General features: G+C 67.3%; 19 protein-coding genes and 1 tRNA gene. 8 read left to right on the top strand and 12 right to left on the bottom strand.

The features are described from left to right. Positions 1–62: 62 nt before the first annotated feature. The 4 genes from ubiB to MKL01_RS07050 all read right to left on the bottom strand — a co-directional run bounded on the left by ubiB (position 63) and on the right by MKL01_RS07050 (position 4,505). Positions 63–1,625 (bottom strand): 2-polyprenylphenol 6-hydroxylase, encoded by a 1,563-nt coding sequence (gene ubiB / locus MKL01_RS07065; RefSeq protein WP_243904501.1) that lies wholly within the window; start codon positions 1,623–1,625, stop codon positions 63–65. Between the two features lie 31 nt (positions 1,626–1,656). Next, positions 1,657–2,442, bottom strand: a complete 786-nt coding sequence (gene ubiE / locus MKL01_RS07060; protein WP_243904500.1) for a bifunctional demethylmenaquinone methyltransferase/2-methoxy-6-polyprenyl-1,4-benzoquinol methylase UbiE — start codon at positions 2,440–2,442, stop codon at positions 1,657–1,659. A 151-nt stretch (positions 2,443–2,593) separates the two neighbouring features. After that, positions 2,594–3,703, bottom strand: a complete 1,110-nt coding sequence (gene leuB, locus MKL01_RS07055) for a 3-isopropylmalate dehydrogenase (RefSeq protein WP_243904499.1) — start codon at positions 3,701–3,703, stop codon at positions 2,594–2,596. Between the two features lie 88 nt (positions 3,704–3,791). After that, positions 3,792–4,505 carry a carbonic anhydrase gene (locus MKL01_RS07050; RefSeq protein ID WP_243904498.1) on the bottom strand — a complete coding sequence of 238 codons (714 nt, stop codon included), beginning with the start codon at positions 4,503–4,505 and terminating at the stop codon, positions 3,792–3,794. Positions 4,506–5,154: 649 nt separating this feature from the next. Here MKL01_RS07050 and MKL01_RS07045 point away from each other — a divergent pair. The 5 genes from MKL01_RS07045 (at position 5,155) to MKL01_RS07025 (ending at position 10,352) form a co-directional block, all read left to right on the top strand. After that, on the top strand, positions 5,155–6,720 hold the full coding sequence (locus MKL01_RS07045; protein WP_243904497.1) for a 2-isopropylmalate synthase: 1,566 nt from the start codon (positions 5,155–5,157) through the stop codon (positions 6,718–6,720). Between the two features lie 100 nt (positions 6,721–6,820). Next, positions 6,821–6,896 (top strand) — tRNA-Lys (locus tag MKL01_RS07040). A 480-nt stretch (positions 6,897–7,376) separates the two neighbouring features. Then, positions 7,377–7,970 carry a hypothetical protein gene (locus tag MKL01_RS07035; protein WP_243904496.1) on the top strand — a complete coding sequence of 198 codons (594 nt, stop codon included), beginning with the start codon at positions 7,377–7,379 and terminating at the stop codon, positions 7,968–7,970. Positions 7,971–8,445: 475 nt separating this feature from the next. Beyond that, positions 8,446–9,444 (top strand): thymidylate synthase, encoded by a 999-nt coding sequence (locus tag MKL01_RS07030; RefSeq protein ID WP_243904495.1) that lies wholly within the window; start codon positions 8,446–8,448, stop codon positions 9,442–9,444. A 74-nt stretch (positions 9,445–9,518) separates the two neighbouring features. Further along, the gene (locus MKL01_RS07025; protein ID WP_243904494.1) at positions 9,519–10,352 is read left to right on the top strand and encodes a hypothetical protein; all 834 of its coding nucleotides are present in this window, start codon (positions 9,519–9,521) and stop codon (positions 10,350–10,352) included. Here MKL01_RS07025 and MKL01_RS07020 read toward each other — a convergent pair. From MKL01_RS07020 to mobB, 7 genes are all read right to left on the bottom strand, one after another. Next, positions 10,349–11,458 carry an ImmA/IrrE family metallo-endopeptidase gene (locus MKL01_RS07020; protein ID WP_243904493.1) on the bottom strand — a complete coding sequence of 370 codons (1,110 nt, stop codon included), beginning with the start codon at positions 11,456–11,458 and terminating at the stop codon, positions 10,349–10,351. The genes MKL01_RS07025 and MKL01_RS07020 overlap by 4 nt on opposite strands. Further along, positions 11,455–11,778: a hypothetical protein gene (locus tag MKL01_RS07015; protein WP_243904492.1), complete on the bottom strand. Its 324-nt coding sequence runs from the start codon at positions 11,776–11,778 to the stop codon at positions 11,455–11,457. The genes MKL01_RS07020 and MKL01_RS07015 overlap by 4 nt, the downstream gene beginning before the upstream one ends. Before the next feature lie 735 nt (positions 11,779–12,513). Next, entirely contained in the window at positions 12,514–13,134 is a 621-nt protein-coding gene (locus MKL01_RS07010; RefSeq protein ID WP_243904491.1) for a 5-formyltetrahydrofolate cyclo-ligase, read from the bottom strand. Positions 13,135–13,212: 78 nt separating this feature from the next. After that, complete coding sequence (locus MKL01_RS07005; protein ID WP_243904490.1) at positions 13,213–13,425, bottom strand: hypothetical protein; 213 nt, start codon at positions 13,423–13,425, stop codon at positions 13,213–13,215. A gap of 666 nt (positions 13,426–14,091) precedes the next feature. Continuing rightward, positions 14,092–14,445 carry an avidin/streptavidin family protein gene (locus MKL01_RS07000; protein ID WP_279604444.1) on the bottom strand — a complete coding sequence of 118 codons (354 nt, stop codon included), beginning with the start codon at positions 14,443–14,445 and terminating at the stop codon, positions 14,092–14,094. Between the two features lie 136 nt (positions 14,446–14,581). Beyond that, positions 14,582–15,838 (bottom strand): gephyrin-like molybdotransferase Glp, encoded by a 1,257-nt coding sequence (gene glp / locus MKL01_RS06995; protein ID WP_243904488.1) that lies wholly within the window; start codon positions 15,836–15,838, stop codon positions 14,582–14,584. 4 nt (positions 15,839–15,842) lie between these two features. Continuing rightward, complete coding sequence (gene mobB / locus MKL01_RS06990) at positions 15,843–16,370, bottom strand: molybdopterin-guanine dinucleotide biosynthesis protein B (protein ID WP_243904487.1); 528 nt, start codon at positions 16,368–16,370, stop codon at positions 15,843–15,845. Positions 16,371–16,611: 241 nt separating this feature from the next. On the opposite strand from mobB, the gene MKL01_RS06985 reads away from it, so the two are divergent. The 3 genes from MKL01_RS06985 (at position 16,612) to fdhF (ending at position 21,735) form a co-directional block, all read left to right on the top strand. Further along, complete coding sequence (locus MKL01_RS06985) at positions 16,612–16,926, top strand: hypothetical protein (RefSeq protein WP_243904513.1); 315 nt, start codon at positions 16,612–16,614, stop codon at positions 16,924–16,926. 62 nt (positions 16,927–16,988) lie between these two features. Continuing rightward, positions 16,989–18,707, top strand: a complete 1,719-nt coding sequence (locus MKL01_RS06980) for an NAD(P)H-dependent oxidoreductase subunit E (protein WP_243904486.1) — start codon at positions 16,989–16,991, stop codon at positions 18,705–18,707. Positions 18,708–18,762: 55 nt separating this feature from the next. Beyond that, the gene (gene fdhF / locus MKL01_RS06975) at positions 18,763–21,735 is read left to right on the top strand and encodes a formate dehydrogenase subunit alpha (protein WP_243904485.1); all 2,973 of its coding nucleotides are present in this window, start codon (positions 18,763–18,765) and stop codon (positions 21,733–21,735) included. A 191-nt stretch (positions 21,736–21,926) separates the two neighbouring features. On the opposite strand, the gene MKL01_RS06970 is transcribed toward fdhF, so the two are convergent. Beyond that, positions 21,927–22,352 (bottom strand): winged helix-turn-helix domain-containing protein, encoded by a 426-nt coding sequence (locus tag MKL01_RS06970; protein WP_313901441.1) that lies wholly within the window; start codon positions 22,350–22,352, stop codon positions 21,927–21,929. Positions 22,353–22,476: the final 124 nt, after the last annotated feature.

Here is a 22,476-nt window from a genome sequence, read left to right as displayed (position 1 = left end):
CGCCGAGGCTCCGGATCCCCGCGCTCGACCCGGGACGATAGCGCGGATCGAACCCGTGGACTTCAGAAGCCCCGGAACGCCATCGCCAACGCCCCGACGGCGATGGCCCAGAGGGCCAGGGTCGACCAGATGGCCCTTCGGCGCTCGTCGCGGGCGAAGCGCTCCAGGCGGTGCGCATCGCCCGTGCCGGCCTCGTCGAGGCGGACCAGCACGCGCTTGACGCGAAGGGCGAGGTCGGGGACGTCGCCGACCACATCGGACATCACCCGCAGGGCCTCCAGCCCGCTCTGGGCGCGGCCGACCGGACCCAGGTGGCGGGTGATCCAGGCCCGGACCACCGGTTCGGCGGTGGTCCACATGTCGAGGCGCGGATCGAGCGACCGGGCGACGCCCTCGACCACCACCATGGTCTTCTGGAGCATCACCAACTCGGTGCGAGTGCTCATGTCGAACAGCGCCGTGATGTCGAAGAGGAGCGTCAGCACCTTGGCCATGGAGATCTCGTCGGCCCGGCGCTGGTGGATCGGCTCGCCGATCGCCCGGATCGCCTGGGCGAAATCCTCCACGGAATGGTGGGCCGGCACGTAGCCCGCCTCGAAGTGGACCTTCGCCACCCGGCGATAGTCGCGCAGGATGAAGCCGAGCAGGATCTCGGCGAGGAACCGGCGCTCGTTCGGCCCGAGACGGCCCATGATGCCGAAATCCACCGCGACCAGACGCCCCTCGGCATCGACCAGAAGGTTTCCCTGGTGCATGTCGGCGTGAAAGAACCCGTCGCGGATCGCCTGCCGCAAAAAGCTCTGGATGACCGTCCGCCCGATGACCTGCGGGTCGTGTCCCGCGGCCACGAGTTCGGCGGCACTGTGCAGGCGCACTCCGTCGATCCACTCGGCGGACAGCACCTCCCGGGCGGTGAGTTCCCATTCCGGCTTCGGGACCCGGAAATCGGGATCGTCCCGGGTGTTCTCGGCGATCTCCGAGGCGGCCGCCGCCTCCAGCCGGAAGTCCATCTCCATCAGGACCGACCGGGCGAGGATCTCCACGACCTCGCGCGGGCGCAGGCGTTCGGCCTGCGGCGAGAGCGCGTGCACCACCCGGGCCATGAAGCGCATGACTTCGAGGTCGCGCATGAAGCGCTCGCGCACGCCGGGCCGCATCACCTTCACGGCGAGCGCGCGCTGGGTCCCGTCGGCATCCTCCACGACCGCCTTGTGCACCTGCGCGATCGACGCGGCCGCGATCGGCTCGCTGAAGGACAGGAACAGTTCGTGGACCGGCTTTCCGAGCGCCGCCTCGACCGCGCGCAGCGCGATCTCCTGCGGGAACGGCGGGACCCGGTCCTGCAGCCGCTCCAGGTCGGCGGCGGCCCGCATGCCGACGATGTCGGGTCGTGTCGCCAGGAACTGGCCGAACTTCACGTACGAGGGGCCGAGGCGCGTCAGGGCCGCGGACAGCCCGACCGCGCCGTCGCTGCGGCCCGGCTTCTCCAGGGAGCGCCCGATCTTCAGGGCGAGGCGCAGATGCGCCGGCAGTTCCGACGGATCGGCGAAGGCGAGGGCGCCCTCCCGGGCCAGCACGAAGCCGACGCGGGCACCGCGGAACAGGTTGATCGCGGCGCTGATCACCGGCGGATGACCCCGTCGCGCAGACCGGAGGTCAAGAGACCTTCCAGCCGGAATGGATCGCCACGATCCCGCCCGACAGCGGCCGGTCGGTCACGTGCCGGAAGCCCGCGCGCTCGATCATCCCCGCGAAGGCGCCGCGGGTCGGGAATTTCCGGATCGACTCGACCAGGTAGCGGTACGATTCGGCATCGCCCGCCACCCGGGCGCCGATCCGTGGGATCACGTTGAACGAGTAGGCATCGTAGATCCGGTCGAGCAGCGGGATGTCGACGGCGGAGAATTCGAGGCAGAGGAAGCGCCCCCCGGGCTTCAGCACGCGCCGCGCCTCGGCGAGCGCCACCTCGATCCGCGGCACGTTCCGGATGCCGAACGCGATGGTGTAGGCGTCGAAGGCCGCGTCCGGCAGGGGCAGGCTCTCGGCGTTGCCGGTGACGAAGGCGATCCGGTCGCCGGCCTCATCGACCTTGCGCTCCCGGGCGCGCTCGGCGCCGACGCGCAGCATCGATTCGTTGATGTCGAGCACGGTGACGCGGGTCCGGGGGCCGCCCGCGGCCAGGACCCGGAACGCCACGTCGCCGGTCCCTCCGGCCACGTCGAGATGGGCGAAGGCGCGGGTCTGCGATGGCCGCAGCATCGAGACGAGCTGCGCCTTCCAGGCCCGGTGCAGGCCCGCCGACATCAGGTCGTTCATGATGTCGTAGCGGCGGGCCACCGAGTGGAAGACGCTGTCGACGCGCCCCTGCTTCTCGTCGAGCGCCACGCGCTCGAAGCCGAAATCCGCGCTCGCGCGGTCGGACGTCCCGTCGCCGGCCTTCATGATGCTCCCGTTCCTCGATCGGCGCGTCATAGCGAAGGTCGCGCCCGTCCGCCATGCGTCGAAACACGCGGACGCGGCTCGCCGCCGGCCTCGCCCTCATCCCGCGGTAGCGGAGCCGAGAGTCGCGGAGACCGGCTCGTGAGCGCGGCTCTCATCCGACGCGGGCGCGGAGCGCGTCCGCCACCGCGCCCGCCATGGCGCGGGTGCCCATCGGGTTCGTATCCGCGCCGGCGATGTCGGCGGTGCGCGCGCCGCCCGCCAGCGCGTCGGTGATGGCGCCGTCGAGGGCGTCGGCGGCCTCGCCGAGGCCGAAGGAGTAGCGCAGGCACATGGCGAGGGAACCGATCATGGCGATCGGGTTGGCCCGGTCCTGACCGGCGATGTCGGGGGCCGAGCCGTGGACGGGCTCGTAGAGCGCCCGCCGCAGGCCGCCGGCATCGACCGCGCCGAGGGACGCCGAGGGCAGCATGCCGAGCGAGCCCGTGAGCATAGCGGCGATGTCGGAAAGCACGTCGCCGAACAGGTTGTCGGTCACCAGCACGTCGAACTGCTTCGGCCGGCGCACGAGCTGCATAGCGCAATTGTCGGCCAGGACGTGCTCCAGCTCCAGCTCGGCATAGTGCTCGCCATGGACCTTGGTGACGACCTCCTTCCACAGGACGCCTGACTTCATCACGTTGTGCTTCTCGGCCGACGCGACCCGGCCGGAGCGCTTGCCGGCGAGGTCGAAGGCCACGTGGGCGATCCGCTCGATCTCGGCGGTCGTGTAGACCTGGGTGTCGACCGCCCGCTTCGAGCCGTCCTCCAAGACGGTGATCTCCTTGGGCTCGCCGAAATAGACGCCGCCGGTAAGCTCGCGCACGATCATGATGTCGAGGCCCTCGACCAGCTCGCGCTTCAGGGCTGAGGCTTCGGCCAGCGCCGGGTAGCAGATCGCCGGCCGCAGGTTGGCGAAGAGATCGAGGTCCTTGCGCAGGCGCAGCAGCCCGGCCTCCGGGCGCTGCTCGTAGGCAACGCCGGCCCATTTCGGGCCGCCGACCGCGCCGAGCAGGATCGCGTCCGCCGCCCGGGCGCGCTCCAGCGTGGTATCGGCGAGCGGGACACCGTGCGCGTCGAGGGCAGAGCCGCCGACGAGGTCGGTCTCGGTCTCGAAGGTCGCGAGGCCGGTCTCCCGGAGGGCGTCGAGCACCACCTGCATGCCGCCGGCGACTTCCGGGCCGATCCCGTCGCCGGGCAGGAGCAGGAGCTTGTAGCTGGCCATGGCGGTCTCGCGGATTCTCTCTCGACGTGCCGGCGGGCTTTATCGAGGCGGAACCGCCGTTGGCAAGGCGCGGACCGCGCCGACGCGTTCAGAGCAGCGCGACCCTTCCGGTGGCGATCTCGTAGAAGCCGCCCACGACCCGCAATTGCCTGCGGGCGATCGCCTCCGACAGGATCGGGCCCGCCTGCTCCAGCCGCCGCACGTTGTGCCGGACGTTCTGCGCGATGGCTTCGGCCAGGGGATCCTGCGCCTGCGCCTTCGCGGCCAGATCGACCGCCGGGCGGATCGCGTCGATCAGCATGGGGAGATGGCCCGGCAGGACGGCATCGGTCTTCATGACGTCGATCGTCGCCCTGACGGCCCCGCAATCGGAATGGCCCAGCACGAGGATCAGCGGAGCTCCCAGCACCTGCACGCCGTATTCGAGGCTGCCGAGGCCGTCGGCGTTGACGAAGTTGCCGGCGACGTGGACGACGAACAGGTCGCCGGGACCCTGATCGAAGACATAGTCCGGCGCGACCCGCGCATCGGCGCAGCCGACGATGCAGGCGATCGGGTATTGCGCTGAGGCGCGCGCGGCGCGGCCGGCGGAGAAGTCCCTGTTGGCCGGGGCATTGGCCGCGTAGCGGGTGTTGCCGTCCATCAGCCGTGCCAGAGCCTCCTCGGGCGTGATCGCGTTCGACCGCCCCGCCTCGGCCGCGTCGGCGCCGCGCGGTCCGAGGGAGCCGCCCACCAGCGTGCCGGCCGCGACGGCCGTCAGGAGTCCGCGCCGCGAGAGGGCGCGCTGATGCAGTTCGCACACGATCGAGGGGTCCTTTCGCCTTCGTTGCCACCCGCATCCGGCAGGGCACCCGCACGCGACACGCAAGCCGACCCGTCTCTGGGGCGATACGCCGGCGCGTCCCATCCTTGCCGGACATGCTGGACTGAAGCTGGCGGTTGGATCGCCTTCGAGGGTGGATCCGCGCCCCGGAGATTTCGTGCCGACGCCGCGGTTGGCATAGCAGGACGAGTCCCCCCGGCCGGAGGCTGCTTGGCGACGATCTCGCGGTGGCGCTCCCTGCGCCGCCGCCGCGCGCGGCAGCGACCTCCGCGCCGTCCGAACCCTTCCGATCGTCGGATCCGGTCTCGCTTGTGTTCCTGCGTCTCCGGGGATACCTACGGACCTGCGCCGCGCGGTGAGAACGTCCCGCGCGGGTCGCCGACAGGAGAGACGAGCCTTGGCCAGAGCCGGCTCAGCGCCCGAGACCGCCCGCGCCGCCACGACGGCGCCGCGGTCGTGCGCGCGCCGCGTCGGGCTTGCTCTTCCGCTTCTGCTTACCCGCCCCTGAGGGCCGTCCGGGCGCGCGCCTGGGCCTTCAGGGGATTTTCGACACTCGCGAAACCGCCCGCCAGGGCACCACGCCGCGCCGCGCCACGTCGAGCCGGGCGGCCCGCGATAGGGTAACGCCATGACAACGACCACCAGCACCACCGCCCGCGACCGGATCGTGATCTTCGACACCACGCTGCGCGACGGCGAGCAGTGTCCCGGTGCCACCATGACCTTCGACGAGAAGCTGGCGGTGGCCGAGCTGCTCGACACGATGGGCGTCGACATCATCGAGGCCGGCTTCCCGATCGCCTCCATCGGCGATTTCGAGGCGGTCTCGGAGATCGCCCGGCGGACCAAGCGCGCCACCATCGCGGGCCTCGCCCGGGCGATCCCGGCCGACATCGCCCGGGCCGGCGAGGCCGTGCGGCACGCCCGGCGCGCGCGGATCCACACCTTCGTGTCGACCTCGCCGATCCATCTCGCCCACCAGATGCGCAAGACCCAGGACGAGGTGGTCGAGATCATCCTGAAGACCGTGGCGCAGGCCCGCGACCTCGTCGAGGACGTGGAGTGGTCGGCCATGGACGCGACGCGGACGCCGATCGACTATCTCTGCCGCTGCGTCGAGGCCGCGATCAAGGCCGGCGCGACCACGATCAACCTGCCCGACACGGTGGGCTACGCGACGCCGTCCGAATACCGCGAGATGTTCGCGAGCGTGCGCGAGCGCGTGCCGAACGCCGACCGGGCGGTGTTCTCGGTCCATTGCCACAACGATCTCGGCCTCGCGATCGCCAACTCGCTGGCGGGGATCGAGGGGGGTGCCCGCCAGGTCGAGTGCACCATCAACGGCATCGGCGAGCGCGCCGGCAACGCCGCGCTGGAGGAGATCGTGATGGCGCTGCGCACCCGCGCCGACGTGCTGCCCTACGAGACCGGCGTGGAGTCGACCATGCTGACCCGCGCCTCGAAGCTGGTGAGCCACGCCACGAATTTCCCGGTGCAGTTCAACAAGGCGATCGTCGGCCGCAACGCCTTCGCGCACGAGAGCGGCATCCACCAGGACGGCATGCTGAAGAACGCCGAGACCTACGAGATCATGACCCCGGCCTCCGTGGGCCTGGTCAAGACCTCTCTGGTGATGGGCAAGCATTCGGGACGGGCGGCGTTCCGCTCGAAGCTGGACGATCTCGGACTGCACCTGTCCGACAACCAGTTCCAGGACGCCTTCGATCGGTTCAAGGCCTTGGCCGACCGCAAGAAGCATGTCTACGACGAGGATATCGAGGCACTGGTCGACGAGAACCTCGCCACGGCCCACGACCGGATCCGGCTGGTGTCCCTGTCGGTCATCGCCGGCACCCGGGGGCCGCAGCGCGCGACCCTGCGGATCGCCGACGAGGCCGGCACGCGGATCGAGGAGGCGGACGGCAACGGGCCCGTGGACGCGGTGTTCAACGCGATCTCGGCACTGGTGCCGCATCAGGCCCAGCTGGAGCTGTATCAGGTCCACGCCGTCACGGGCGGCACCGATGCGCAGGCGGAGGTCTCGGTGCGCCTGCGCGACGGCGAACGCAGCGTCACCGCCCGCGGCGCCGATCCGGACACCCTGGTGGCCTCCGCGAAGGCGTATCTCTCGGCCTTGAACAAGCTCTCCGCCCACGCCGTCCGGATGCATGCGCAGCATACCGCCGCGGAATGATAAAAAGCGGCGGCCGGGGGTGGACAGCCCCCGGCCGCGTTGGTATCAGCCCGCCACCCCGGACGGACTTGGTGGCCGCCGGGCGATCGCGAACGCGATCGGGCGCATAGCTCAGTTGGTAGAGCAGCTGACTCTTAATCAGCGGGTCCTAGGTTCGAACCCTAGTGCGCCCACCAAGCCTGACAGGCACTTAGCTCGTGGTAGCAAAGCGGCCTTAAGCATCTAGCAACCACATAGCTACCACAGCGGGGATCGCTGTGCGGCATCGGCCGCCGACAGCCGGTTAGTGAACCGGTTACACCTTTCAGCGTGATGCCAATTCATACCGACTCACCGGTGCCGCTTACCCCGAAGCGTGGCGCCAAGCTCGGTATGGATCGACAGCCATGCTCAACGACACAATCCCAGCCTTTCGGTTTAACCGACCTAGTCGTCCCTCCCCGATAGCCCGACCTTTGCGCCATCATGAATCAGCGAAGGCGCTCGACGGGCCAAGGGCGACAAAGCCTGTAGGTGAACCCGCCGAAGAAGGTCGAACCAGCGCTGAGGGTGGCAGCCGCGAAGCTGTAGCCGCCGATGCGGAACGCTTCCTGCATCAGGTCAGAGGTGCCGGGTCGCAGCCCCTTGGCAGCGCGGATTGGATGCAGCGGGCGGGCTTGAACATCCGCAAGGCGTCAGACGCACAGCACCTCGAGGCCATCGCGCTCGCCTACGCGACCTACATCCGAATCAGCGCCAGCCTGCTGCGTGCCGCGATCATGGCCGAGCTGGAGATCTTGAGCGGGCGCAAGCGCTCGCGCACCACTCACGACCTGCATCTCATCGTCGAGCGGTTCGTTTCCTACGGCGGCGAGACCGCGGCCGAGCGGCTAGCGGCGCGCAAATTGATCAGCCGGGATGTGCGGGCGATCCAGCACCTCGAATCAGCTAAGGTGTTGCCGAGCCGTGTTCAGGCGTTAGCGGCGACTCCAGGGCAAGGGCTGCACGCCTGGGCACGTCAGCGGGCGGTAGCAAAGCGGGTGTGCTCATCCTCAGCGAATGCCATGGCGGAAGCTCGTCGAGCGAAAGCTGAGGCACAGCAGCGGGCGCTGATCCACGAGGTCAGCATGACGACGCGGCGGCCGGACGGATCCCAGAAGGCAAAACGGCGCTATGCGATCACCGGCGTGTTGGGAGCGGAGATTGTTGGGCTGCGGCGGCGCTTGAAGGGCTTGGAAGGACGAAACGCGCGCAAAACCTTGAATCGCTGACTAAGCAGGCGGCTCGATTCAGTTCCGAAATGCGCCATCAGCGGACATCAGGTGCTTGCCCAGAAGCTGACATTGCCGAGGCGCCCGTCATGGCAGCGCTGCGTGCGCGGGGTCTAGATCTGCGAGCGGGACGGAAGCGTGAATCTGCGTCAGCCAAGAATTGTTAGGCTCTTCATCGTCGCGGCCGCTCCCTCAGGCGCCAGCCGCCGCTCCGAAGGCCTGCTCCGCTTACGCCCATCAGTGATCGCGCCTTCACGAGAGACCTTCCCCACTTGCCGGACCCGACGATCCGTCAGCATCCGCTTCCATCTCTACCAGCAGGCGTCGTCGGCTTCAGCTCGCTCAACGCATGCTTGCACGAACCGTCTAGCCAGCCGATATCGAGCGCCCTGCCTGTCGTTGATCAATCCCGGAGCGGCCGCGCGTTCGATCCGGATGCGTGCGGTGACGTCCGATGGAAATCTGCGGCGATAGCTTGGATGAGATCCTGATCGATTTGTATAAATCCTTGTTGGGATCAGGCCGTCCAAACACCGGGTCCCGCGGCTCTACATACGAAGTCCTGGGGGCCGCGATCCGGCTTCGAAGGCCTCGGGCGCGCCTCAGCCGCTCTGAGAACCGGGGCAAGCCTTTCAGCGCGCTCGCCGAATTTCTTTGGTATCTCTCCGGCTCGGGCGACCTAGAGTTTATCCGGCCATACATTCGAGAGTATGAGAAAGAGGCAGTCGACGGTAAGATCCCGGGCGCCTATGGACCTCGCATATTCTCCATGCGGTCTGGCATCGATCAGTTGGACAACGTCACGAAACTCCTCGACTGGAAGCCGACGTCGAAGCGCGCCGTCATACAGCTCTTCAATGCGGAGGACATCGCCCTCGACTACGCCGCCGCCCGGGGCGAGGGTTTCGTCTACCGCGAGGTGCCTTGCACTGTCAGCCTACAGTTCCACCTGCGCGAAGGACTGCTGCACCTGTCCGCTAATATGCGGTCCAACGACGCGTACAAGGGGCTCCCGCACGACGTGTTCTGCTTCACGATGATTCAGGAGATGATGGCTAGGCGCCTGGGCGCGGAACCGGGCGAGTACCTCCACTACGCGGGCAGTATGCACATCTACGAACCGGACCTCGACGAGGTCCGCGGCTACGTTACGGAAGGCCACCAGAAGATGGTCGAGATGCCGCCGATGCCCCCCGGCGATCCGTTCGGGCTCGCCGAGACCCTGGTCGAGGCGGAGGGCAGGATCCGTGCTGGAGAGCCCTTCTCGGCGGCCGAGATGGCACCTTCTCCCTACTGGGCCGATTTCCTTCGTCTCCTGCAGGCCTTCTGGGCGTCGGGAGACGAGGCCAAGCTCGATGCGCTCAGGGCGGACATCGCGCCGGGCTTTCGGATTTTCGTCGACAGCCGTCGCGACAAGCCGAGGCGTCAGCCCGCGCCGCGCCAGGCGCGGTTCATCAGGGGGAGCGTGCTCTGATGTGGCCGAGCTGGGTCCCTGAACACGAGCGTCTGACCCACGCCCTTCGAATGCATGCGGGCCCGCTCCCGGGCTTGGCGGATCCCCGCGCCCTCGACGTCCTGGCATGGCAGTTCGTGGCGAGCCTGCGGCGCGAGAGCTATTACAGGCAGGTGCAGGCGAAGTCCGTTTCAGCGGAGCGAGCCGACCCGAACGACCCGAGCTTCGACGCCGAACGGGCGGTCGCATACCACGTCCGTCAAGGCGACGTGGACGAGGCGGGATGGCTCATCTTCCTCATGACCCATTTCGCACGACCGGCCGACAGCGGCTGGCGACGCTTGCAAGACGTGTACGGCCGCCTCGGCACGGGCCGTTGGGATTGGGTCACGGTAAGCGCGAACCCCGGAGCGTTCGCCGCCTGGCTCGCCGCAAATTGGATGTCGGTCGGCGGCAAATTCGGGAATCACAGGAAGTACGAGAGCCTCAGACCCGACTCGAACCGGCCGATGGCCGACGTCGTCGCCGCCTATGTTCGCTGGATCGGACCGGGCGGCCACGCCCGCTTCTTCGCCGACGTCGTCAGGCGCACGGGCAACGATCCTCACGCGATCTTCAAGGTCCTTTACGGAGATCTTCGCGTCCCGACCTTCGGCAGGCTCGCTAAGTTCGATTATCTTTCTCTGGTCGGGCGGTACGGCATCGCCCCGATCACGGCGGGCTCAGCATACCTGAAAGGGGCCACCGGTCCGGCGAACGGCGCCCGCCTTCTTCTCGACGGGCGGCGGGACGGCTCTTCGTCGATCGAGCGGCTGCAAGCGGGTCTCGACGTGCTGGACGGAGACCTCGGCGTCGGGATGGCGGTGATGGAGGACGCGCTCTGCAATTGGCAGAAGAGTCCGACCAGGTTCGTGCACTTCAAGGGCTAGGCCAGGGCCGGATCGATCTCGTCCCAGGTCCAGGTCCTTCGGAGCTTGTTGAGCCAGTTGCGCTGGATCAAACCCCTGTGCTGCATCTGGCCCAACGTCAGACCAGGGGCGACGCGCAGGCTGCGGCTAAACCGGATGACCGACTCGTAGTCGGCCCGGAGGCTCGCGAGTTCCGGTTGCCGGTCTGGCGGGATGATGGTGTCGGCCGCGAAGGCGTTAGCCTCGCGTTCGAGCTCGTCGTCACTTACGCCCTCCTCGTCGATGAACGTGCGCCCGCCGTGCAAGAGTAGGTGGCCGATCTCGTGGAGCAGCGTGAACCAGAAATGGTCGTCCGAGCGATGCCTGAAGCTCGCCAGGACCATCGCCTTGGTCGGGGACAGCATCCGCGCCGCTCCGCTCGCCCGGCAGCCCTCGGGGGCCCTCACGACCACCAACGCGACGCCGAACCGAGCCAGCAGCGCTCTCAGCCGCGGGAGAAAACGCACGGGCTGGCCGATCCGGCTGAGCTCAACGATCTCGCCGATTGCTGTACTCAGGCCGTCGGGATCCCACGCGGCCGTCGAGATTAGTGCGGCCTCAAGCTCGCCCTGCCGCAGCCACATCGCCGTGGCGCCCGGATGCACCTCAAAGGCCGCCGATTCCCGAAACCGCGTATCGCAGCGCAAGCTCCCGTAGCGGCGGGACCACGTCTCAGCCCCGTTGACGTCGAAGAACACGAGGCGCCGCTTGATAGCGGCGCGGCGGCAGTTGGCGGTCGTTGGCCCGCGGTTAGTTGCGTCGTCCGACGTCGGCACCGGGACCTTGGCAAGCCACGCGTCGCCATCGGACGCCAACACCGCATCGACCACGCGCCCGAGGGAAGCCTCGTACAATCCTTGTCGGCGCAACCAGAACGTCGTCGTACCACCTACAGCGGCCGCGAGCCCTCCGGCGACCGCTTCGTCGATCGCGACATCACCTGTCAGCAGACCGCGAAGCGTGGTGAGGCCGCCCGGCAGCCCTTGGGCGACATCGAACGGGGCCAGCCGCTTGCGCTGCATCATGGCTAGCAGCGAGTCGGCGGGCTTCGAAAACCAGTCGCGATGGAAAGCGGGATCTTGCGTCATGGGCGCGACAAGGCCGTCAGCTTGAGATATTTGACGGTTGACCAATCGGGGCTCCCGTCGGGGCGTTGTTGATAGCGCACGCCGACCGGTACGAGGATCGCACGATGTTCGCGTCCCACGGTCACCGCGATGGCGTTGCCCGACAAGACTCTAGCATCGTCTACCGCTAGTTCTAGGAACTCATTCGCGGTATCCAAAGCCTCGATGTCTGACAGGGTCGTGAGGAGCGAGCGAGCATCGTCCGCCCCGAGCTCGCGCTCGGCAGCATCCAGGCTGGCGCACAACGAACGCAGGGCGGGGGTTTCGAACGAGACGATCACGTCAGGTTGATGTGAGCCAGAAGAGCTAGTCCAAGGCGATCGTCGGGATCCAGCGGCACGGATCGAAAAGGCATCCGACCTAGGGTTGATTGAAGGACCATGCCCGGTTCTCGTCGACGGGACAAGGTGGTCCGGTCGCTCCCAGCCGATTCTGGATCCCGCTAACGTCGGAAACTGAGCTATAGCGCCTGAGGAACATCCAGATCTGCTCATGACAGGGGCAGGAAAGTCTCCTCGCACTTGACGAGCCATACTGCGCGGCGCCGGAGGCCGCCCAAGTGGTATGAGGCCCCATGTTGAACATGGCCCCGGCCTACGGCAGCCACCTCTTGGCTTCCGCGTTCCGCCATCGTCAGCCACTTGAGCCAATCGTCAAGATACCCGGAAGCGGACCTTCCGTTCTTCTCCAACAGGTCAGAAATCTCCGCACGGGCTGACCGGCCGTGTGCCACATCCAGTCCTGAAAGTCTTACCGGAAAGCGGCCGTTCCGCTTTGCGCCCATTGCAGCCGTACAACCGTCCCCGACCGTATCCCAGAAGCAGACGTCGTCACGGCGCAGGGATCCGGTCTACAGCGCGCCTTAAGTCGACGTCAGGCGCGCAACACTCGAAGGCAGACCACGATCGACGGCGGAAAGTCGGACGATCGGTTTCATCAGTAACCGGATGCTTCGACCAAAAACATCGGTTTACTCACCCGATCGGTCCCATCAAGGGTCGGCCGGTCAGGTCACGTCAGCCCTCCGTGATAATCCGCTCCAGCGGAATGTCGTGCCTCTGGGGGCAGATCGTTTCTAGGCGTCCGAGTTCGAAGCCGACACCAATGGAGCGTGGCCTCTCTGGCATTGCGGCAATGGTCCGGTCATAAAAGCCGCCGCCATAGCCGAGACGGTAGCCCTGCCGATCAAACCCGACCAGCGGCACCACGAGGAGGTCGGGGAAAACGGCCTTGCCCGACTCAGGCATCGGGATCTTCCAGGTTCCTTGCACCATCAGGCTGCCAGGGGACCACTCACGGAAGACGAGCGGCTGACCACGTTCGACGATCACCGGCAGAGCAAGGTGTGAGCCGCGCTCTTGCATCGCGGTGAGAACGGCTCGTGGATCATACTCGCCCCTGAACGGCCAGTAGAAGCCGATCAGTCTGCCGGCGTACGGCTCGAGAGCCGCTTCTAGGGCGCGGCTGATCCTCTCGCTCCAAGCGGACCGATCCTCAGCCGAAATGCTTCTCCTCTGCGCGATCAGTCTGTCCCGGGTTTCCTTGCGCCAGTCACGGATCGTCGGCCAATCCGCATTGGCGGCTGGCCATGCCGGACCGAAGCCAGTCACCTCACACACCTCATTCACGGAACTCATGGTCTCGCTCCCGCCGCTCCCGTGTTGCTGCCTATGAAACGCCATTGGTCAGTGAAGGTGCATCCCGTGCCGCATCAGCTATTGCCCGCCGAAGGCGCGCAGGGGCCTTCCGGCTTCCGAGCGGTGCATCATCACGGCCGTTCCTGAAGCATCATCGATCGCGGCAAGCCGAGGCCCCACGGCTGCATGAAGGGACATCTCGCTGCGATCCAGAACGAGGTTGACGCGCTCGCACCACTCGCTGTCCGGGCTGTTGGCCGCTTCTGCTTCCCGAAGCGCCTCGGCGATCACTTGACGAACCTCCTTCTCGAGTTGGCGTGTCAATGGTGGCCGTGTTCTAGCAGCATACGCATCGCTGATAATGCCGGCCCACTCGTCTGCCGTTCGACCAGGGTGTGTGCTCATATGCCCTCCGTCGCGCCTCGAAGTGTACTCAATATTCAAATCGTGTTTGAGTGATCACACATGCATCAAGAACCCAATACACTCATCAGTAACGAAACCAAAATATTGGCATGAACAGCGATTCCACGACGAGAATTGGCCGAGGGAATAGCCGTACAGCTCCCAGCAATCCTGAGGAGGCGACTTACACGAGGGAGCCAGCCGACCCGCGCCCGTCCTCGGTACGGCTACGGTGAGCGATGGATTGCGCACCAGGGCAGCTGCAAATGACGGCCGCCAACATGAGCATGGCAAGCGGTGAATCATTCGCGTCAGAACAACGCTAGCCGGCCATCTCACGCCTATCCCGGCAATTCGGCCAGCTTTGAGGACGTCCCGTAAGCGGTTGCTACCGATTGCGATCGGCTATTCGAATGCCCGATCTGGAAATGACGGGATGGAGGACGAACCGGAAATACGATGTTTGTCGGCAAACGATGCGCCGACAGTTCCTCGCTCCAATTTCGCCTTCCGTTCCTCAGGACAATGTCGAGGATGGAAGCGGCCTTGCCTTCATGGACAAGCGGTCTCGACCTTCGAGAAGATGGTTGTTTCGAGCGCGATGTGACCGTCCATGGCCTGTGGCTGCGAACACCGATCGACGGCATGGAAGACCGCATGGATCTCCTCGGCCGTCTCTTCGTCGGTGCGGACGAGCCGCCCGGTCCAAGCCGTGATTTCCTGGGGCGACGACGTGCTGGTCACGAATCCGATGATGTCGCCCTCGGCCGTGCCGACGAGGATGCGGCTTCGATGCGTCTGCGGAAAGCCGGGATTGGCGGCGGTGTAAGTCCCGGAGACGGCCTCGCCCATCTGGAGGAGGCGAAGTTCCGCGCCTGCTTGGCTCCGCCAGACACCATCGAACATCGTTGCCCAAGCCTGCCGATCGAGCGGCCGCTCACGGCCAATCACAAGCGAGATAGCAGATTTGATATAACGGAAGCCCGAGCCCGGCAATGCTCGGGCGCGGCCTTTGTCTGGCGAGGCTCTAGGTACGGCCTTGCTACCAATGGGTTTCGTGCGGATGGAACCGCACGACGTCGCCCGGCACGACCGCGATCCGGCCGTCCTCCAGCTCCACGAGACCGTCGGTTTCGGTGAGCGATGACAGCATGCCCGCGCCGTCGCGCTGGAACTTCCGGGCTTCCCAGGTGCCGTCGCTGTCCCGGGCGAGGCTAACCCTAACGAACTCCCTGCGGCCCGCCCGCTTCCGATAAGAGAAGGCCGCCCTGACGGTGAATCCGGGCGGCGGCGCGTAAGCCTCGCCGGCAAGCCGGGCGAGGAGCGGCCGCACGACGAACAAGAGGGTAACGTAGACGGCCACCGGGTTGCCCGGCAGACCCAGGAACGGCTTGCCGTCGATCATGCCCATCGCGACCGGCCGTCCCGGCTTGATCCCCAGCCTCCAGAATACGAGGCGCCCGATAGTCTCGACGGCGGTCTTCACGTGATCCTCGTCGCCGGTCGACACGCCGCCCGAGGTGAGGATCACGTCATGCTCGGCAGCCGCCGCTGAGAGCCTCGCGGCGAGGGCCGCCGGATCGTCACGGATGATGCCGAGGTCACGCGCCGCGAAGCCCATCCGCCGGATAAGAGCGAGCAGCAGGACACGGTTCGAGTCGTAGATCGCGCCTGGCCTCAAGGGCGCTCCCGGCTCGACGAGCTCGTTGCCCGTCGAGAACACGCCGACCTTCAGGGTGCGGCGGACCTTCAAGGTGCGGAGGCCGACCGCGGTCGCCAGAGCCAAGTCCTGCGGCCGGAGACGCCGCCCGGCTGCGATGATCGACGAGCCCTTCGCCGCGTCCTCGCCGGCGTCGCGGCTGTTGGCGCCGCGCTTCAGCCCGAGCGGCAAGGACACCCGGCCGTCGGGAAGGACGTAGACGTCCTCCTGCATGAAGACGGTGTCGGCCTCAGCCGGCATCGGGGCTCCGGTGAAGATCCGGGCGGCCGAGCCCGCCACCGACACGCCTTCGGAGGCGACGCCGGCCGCGACGACCGCGCCGACCGGCAGGACCGTCGCATCGGAGGCGCGCAGGTCCGCAAAACGGACTGCGTAGCCGTCGACGGCCGAGTTGGGGAACGGTGGGACGTCGATGGGCGCAACGCAATCCTCGGCCAGGATGCGTCCGTCGGCGTCCGAGACGGGAACGTCCTCGGTGCCGACGACCGCTACGAGCCGCTCGCCGAACAGCGCGTGCGCGTCCTCGATGGTCATCAGAGGACCGCCGAACGCGAAGCAGTCATCGCTGAGCTGGGCCATCCGGCTAGAGCCTCCCGAGGACATTTTCGAAGGAAACGGCTACGTCGAGCATCAGCCCTGTCACCGCCTCCGCATCGTTCAAATCTACGATGGGAATGCCCGATGCGGGAAATGCGACGTCGCTCGCGATGCCCACGACGGTGGGGTCCAAAGGATAGAGGGGCGGGCGGCCGTTGTCGGCGCGATGGACCTCGATTTTGGGGATCGGCTCCCGCTTGTACCCTTCCACGACGACGAGGTCGCAGGGGCTAATCCGCCGCAGGAGCTGAGCTAGGGTCGCCTCCTGCTCGTCGCGCAGCTCGTGGACCTGTGCCCACCGGCGGCCCGAAGAGACTAGGACCTCGCTCGCTCCCGCCCTGCGGTGCTCGTAGGAATCCTTCCCAGGCCAGTCCGTGTCGAAGTCGTGGTGGGCGTGCTTGATTGTCGCCACCTTAACCCCGCGGGTGACGAGCACGGGGATGGCCCGAACCAGCAGGCTGGTCTTGCCGGCCCCGCTCCACCCGGCAAGTCCGATAACGCGAATGCCGGACACCGCTGACCACCTCCCTCGTGCCGTTTCCACTGCCCCGCGTTATGGCTCAGGGCAAGCGTCAGCCACGCCGTCCTGGCGCGTGACCGCGGCGCCACGCAAATTGAAACGACTTCAAAAACGATATAACACCTCCGCTATAACGGCTGCCATTTGGTATGCCACGAGCGAACGCCACACCAGCGGACCCGAACGGGCACGCCATGCACGACTTCAACCTTCCCTCGATCGCGCAGGCATGAACATGGGTGACGCATCCTCCGCGGCGGACTGGGCCACCATCGTGACGGACGCCTACTGCGCCGACGCGAAGCCGCCGCTGACGCAGGAGCTCAGCGGCCGGGTCCGCGACGCGATCGCCGAGGCGGTTGATTCCCTGGCCGGAGACGCCCCGAATTCCCTGATGGACCGCCTGAACGACGTCCTCGACGCGTTCGAGATTGAGCTCCGCTCCGTCGTCGGACCCAGGGTCACGTCCCTGGACGAGGCGACGGCGTCTGTCACGATGAAACACCGGTCCGAGGCCGGTCAGCCGCTCCGAGCCTTCGGCGGCCAGTAGGCCCCAACCGGACCTCAGGACGCCGCGACCACCCGCCCCAGCAGTTGGAAACCAGATACCGCATGAGTGAGGCACCGGGGACAGTCAGGAATTTCTCGCATCCCGGCCGGGGGCGGAACAAGGCGCGCAGCGTCCCCAAGGGGCGCCAGGTCGAGCCGCGGGCGAAGGTCGAGATCGAGGAGCTTCTCGGCTCCCGGTCGCGCCAGCGCGACCTGCTCATCGAACACTTGCACCTGATCCAGGACACCTACGGCCAGATCAGCGCAGACCACTTGGCGGCGCTGGCCGATGAGATGGCCTTGGCTTTCGCCGAGGTGTTCGAGACCGCGACCTTCTACGCGCATTTCGACGTCGTGAAGGAGGGTGGCGCCTCGATCCCGCGGCTGACCGTTCGGGTCTGCGACAGCATCACCTGCGCGATGTTCGGCGCCGAGGAGTTGCTGGAGACGCTCCAGCGGGAACTCGCCTCCGACGCCGTCCGCGTCGTGCGCGCGCCCTGCGTCGGCCTGTGCGACCACGCGCCCGCCGTCGAGGTCGGGCACAACTTCCTGCACAAGGCCAACCTCGCGTCCGTGACGGCCGCGGTCGAGGCCGGCGACACTCACGCCCACATCCCCGACTACGTCGACTACGACGCCTATCGGGCCGCCGGCGGATACGCGACCCTCGACCGGCTCCGCAACGGGGACCTCCCGGTCGACGACATCCTGACGGTGCTCGACGATGGCGGCCTGCGCGGCCTCGGCGGCGCGGGCTTCCCGACGGGGCGCAAGTGGCGCTCGGTGCGCGGCGAGCCCGGGCCCCGGCTAATGGCGGTCAACGGGGACGAGGGCGAGCCCGGCACCTTCAAGGACCAGCTCTACCTCAACACCGACCCGCACCGCTTCCTCGAAGGCATGCTGATCGGCGCCCACGTCGTCGAGGCGCCGGAGGTCTACATCTATCTGCGCGACGAGTATCCCATCTCCCGCGAGATCCTGACGCGCGAGATCGCGAAGCTCCCCGAGGGCGGCCCCCGCATCCACCTGCGCCGCGGCGCCGGCGCCTATATCTGTGGCGAGGAATCCTCGCTGATCGAGTCCCTCGAAGGGAAGCGCGGGCTGCCGCGGCACAAGCCGCCGTTCCCGTTCCAGGTCGGCCTGTTCAACCGTCCGACGCTGATCAATAACATCGAGACGCTGTTCTGGGTCCGCGACCTGATCGAGCGGGGCGGCACGTGGTGGAAGAGCCACAGCCGCAACGATCGCGTCGGCCTGCGCTCCTACTCGGTCTCGGGGCGCGTGAAGGAGCCGGGGGTGAAGCTCGGCCCGGCCGGCCTCACCATCCAGGAACTCATCGACGAGTATTGCGGCGGCATGGCGGACGGCCACACCTTCGCGGCCTACCTGCCGGGCGGCGCGTCGGGCGGCATCCTGCCGGCGTCGATGAACGACATCCCGCTCGATTTCGGGACGCTGGAGAAGTACGGCTGCTTCATCGGCTCCGCCGCCGTCGTAATCCTGTCGGACCGGGACGATGTGCGCGGCGCCGCGTTGAACCTGATGAGGTTTTTCGAGGACGAGAGTTGCGGGCAGTGCACCCCCTGCCGTTCTGGGACCCAGAAGGCCCGCATCCTGATGGAGCAGGGCGTCTGGGACACCGAGCTCCTGGGCGAGCTGTCCCAGTGCATGCGGGACGCCTCGATCTGCGGCCTCGGCCAAGCCGCCTCAAACCCCCTCAGCAGCGTCATCAAGTATTTCCCGGATCTTTTCCCCGCGCCACACGCCGCGGCGGCGGAGTGAGGCAACCGATGGCGCCCGTGAACCCTATCCCGATGTCCGAGCCAGGAGCGGCCGCATGAGCAACGCCCCCGAACAGCACGGCGACAAGACCGAGAAGTCCGAGATCCGGGCCGACGGGCTGCAGGATGCGGGCGGCCCCGCGCAGGGCCCGAAGCCGGTGGCCGGCGGCTCCTACTCGCAAGGGGCGAAGGCGGGCGGCCAGGCGGCCCCGGAGCCGTCGGGTCTGCACGATCTGAAGGAGCGGCCGACCGCACCCCCAACCATCATGTTCGAGCTCGACGGACAGAACGTCGAGTCCGGCCCCGGCGAGACGATCTGGGCCGTCGCCAAGCGCCTAGGCACCCACATCCCGCACCTCTGCCACAAGCCCGAGCCCGGCTACCGCCCGGACGGCAACTGCCGCGCCTGCATGGTCGAGATCGAGGGCGAGCGCGTGCTGGCCGCCTCGTGCAAGCGCACGCCTGCCGTGGGCATGAAGGTCAAGACTGCGACCGAGCGCGCAATCAAGGCCCGCGCCATGGTTCTAGAACTGCTCGTGGCCGATCAGCCCGAGCGCGAGACCTCGCACGACCCGACCTCGCACTTCTGGGTTCAAGCCGACTTCCTCGACGTCTCCGAGAGCCGCTTCCCCGCGTCCGAGCGCTGGACCGGCGACTTCAGCCACCCGGCCATGAGCGTCAATCTCGACGCATGCATCCAGTGCAACCTCTGCGTCCGCGCCTGCCGCGAGGTCCAGGTCAACGACGTCATCGGCATGGCCTACCGCTCGGCTGACGCCAAGGTCGTGTTCGATTTCGACGACCCGATGGGCGGCTCGACCTGCGTGGCCTGCGGCGAGTGTGTCCAGGCCTGTCCGACCGGCGCGCTGATGCCGTCCGCCTACCTCGACGCCGAGCACAACACCCGGACTGTCTACCCCGACCGCGAGGTGACCTCACTGTGCCCCTATTGCGGCGTCGGTTGCCAGGTCTCCTACAAGGTGAAGGACGAGAAGATCGTCTACGCCGAGGGCGTGAACGGTCCGGCCAACCACAACCGGCTGTGCGTGAAGGGGCGCTTCGGCTTCGACTACGTCCACCACCCCCACCGCCTGACGGCGCCTCTGATCCGCCTGGACAACGTCCCGAAGGACGCCAACGACCAGGTCGACCCGGCCAACCCGTGGACCCACTTCCGCGAGGCGACCTGGGAGGAGGCGCTCGACCGCGCAGCCGGCGGCCTCAAGGCGGTCCGCGACACGCATGGCAGCAAGGCGCTGGCCGGCTTCGGCTCCGCGAAGGGATCGAACGAGGAGGCCTACCTCTTCCAGAAGCTCGTCCGGCTCGGGTTCGGCTCGAACAACGTCGACCACTGCACGCGGTTGTGCCACGCCTCGTCGGTGGCGGCCCTTATGGAGGGGCTGAACTCGGGCGCCGTGTCGGCGCCGTTCTCGGCGGCTCTCGATGCCGAGGTCATCATCGTGATCGGCGCCAACCCAACCGTAAACCACCCCGTGGCGGCTACCTTCCTTAAGAACGCGGTGAAGCAGCGCGGCGCCAAGCTGATTGTCATGGACCCACGCCGGCAGGTGCTGTCGCGGCACGCCTACAAGCACCTCGCGTTCAAGCCCGGCTCGGACGTGGCGATGCTGAACGCGATGCTCAACGTGATCATCGAGGAGCGGCTCTACGACGAGCAGTACATCGCTGGCTATACCGAGAACTTCGAGGCGCTGAAGGAGAAGATCGTCGAGTTCACGCCGGAGAAGATGGCCTCGGTCTGCGGCATCGACGCGGAGACTCTGCGCGAGGTCGCCCGGCTCTACGCCCGCGCCAAGTCCTCGATCATCTTCTGGGGCATGGGGATCAGCCAGCACGTCCACGGCACGGACAACTCGCGTTGCCTGATCGCCTTGGCCCTCATCACGGGCCAGATCGGGCGCCCCGGCACCGGCCTGCATCCGCTGCGCGGCCAGAACAACGTCCAGGGCGCGTCCGACGCCGGCCTGATCCCGATGGTCTACCCGGACTACCAATCGGTCGAGAAGACCGCGGTGCGGGAGATGTTCGAGGAGTTCTGGGGTCAGAAGCTCGACCCGCAGAGGGGCCTCACCGTCGTCGAGATCATGCGAGCGATCCACGCCGGCGAGATCAAGGGCATGTTCGTCGAGGGCGAGAACCCCGCGATGTCCGACCCGGACCTAAACCACGCCCGGCACGCTCTGGCGATGCTCGACCACCTCGTCGTGCAGGACCTGTTCCTGACGGAGACCGCCTTCCACGCCGACGTGGTGCTGCCGGCCTCCGCCTTCGCCGAGAAGGCCGGCACCTTCACCAACACCGACCGTCGCGTGCAGATCTCGCAGCCGGTGGTGTCGCCGCCGGGCGACGCGCGGCAGGACTGGTGGATCATCCAGGAACTGGGGAAGCGCCTCGGCCTGCCCTGGAACTACGGCGGCCCGGCCGACATCTTCCGCGAGATGGCCATGGTGATGCCGTCGTTCAACAACATCACCTGGGAGCGCCTAGAGCGCGAGGGCGCCGTGACCTACCCGGTCGACGCGCCGGACAAACCCGGCAACGAGATCATCTTCTACGCCGGCTTCCCTACGGAGAGCGGGCGCGCGAAAATCGTCCCAGCCGCCGTGGTGCCCCCGGACGAGCTGCCGGACGAGGATTACCCGATGGTCCTGTCGACCGGCCGCGTGCTCGAGCATTGGCACACCGGATCGATGACCCGGCGCGCCGGCGTCCTCGACGCGCTGGAGCCCGAGGCGGTCGCCTTCTTGGCCCCGAAGGAGCTCTATCGGCTCGGGCTGGAGCCCGGCGATACAATGAAGCTGGAGACGCGACGCGGTGCCGTCCAGCTGAAGGTGCGCTCTGACCGCGACGTTCCGGTCGGCATGATCTTCATGCCGTTCTGCTACGCCGAGGCCGCGGCCAATCTGCTGACGAACCCGGCGCTCGACCCGATGGGCAAGATCCCGGAGTTCAAGTTCTGCGCGGCCCGGGCCTCCGCCGTCCACGCGACCCCAATGGCCGCCGAGTAGGCAGCGCGACCTCCGGCGGCGCGCCCAGGCGTGCCGCCGAACCTTGATGGTGGACAGCAGGCGCGTGCCGCGGGCAGCGCCGGAAGCAGCAGGCTTGCGGGCACCAAGCCGCGGGCTCCCGGGCTAGGCCGACGCTCAACCTCGCGACTCTGCTCCTACTGGATGCGCGCCTCCGCGCGGCGGCGTCGATCCTAGGAATCGGGCTTCATCAGCGAAGCGAGGAGGTCGAGTTCGCCCGCCACGGCCTCCGAGGCGAGCCGCTCCATGCGCAGGTAACTGTCGAGGATAGTGTCGCCCGTGCTCGTCAGGATGGCGCCGCCGCCCCGGCGTCCCCCCTTGCTTGCGGAGACGAGCGGCTCCTGGAATGCCTTGTTCAACGTGTCGATGAGATACCAGGCTCGCTTGTAGCTCATGCCCATCCGGCGCCCCGCGGCGGCGATGGAACCAGTGTCGCGGATGCCGCTTAGGAGGGCGGCCTTTCCCGGTCCGAGCAAGGTGTCCGAGCCGAGCTCGATCCGTAAACTGATGCTCGTGTCCTCGCCCAACGCATACCGCCGCTTCGATGGAGGCCCCAGCGCCTCGCGGGCGTCCTTACGCGAAACGGCATCGTCGATCATCCCGGCGGGCGACAAGATTGTCCGTTTCGTTCCATCGAGGTGGGTCCACCGCGGGGCCGTTTGGCGGATGCGAATGCATGCGATCTCGGCCAGGTCGGGCGGGGGCGCGCCGCCCGCGACGAGG

The sequence above is a fragment of the Methylobacterium sp. J-070 genome (assembly GCF_022829385.1).
Lineage (GTDB): Bacteria > Pseudomonadota > Alphaproteobacteria > Rhizobiales > Beijerinckiaceae > Methylobacterium.
The sequence above is the reverse complement of the archived record's forward strand: the minus strand, read 5'-3'. Positions and strand labels throughout refer to the sequence as shown.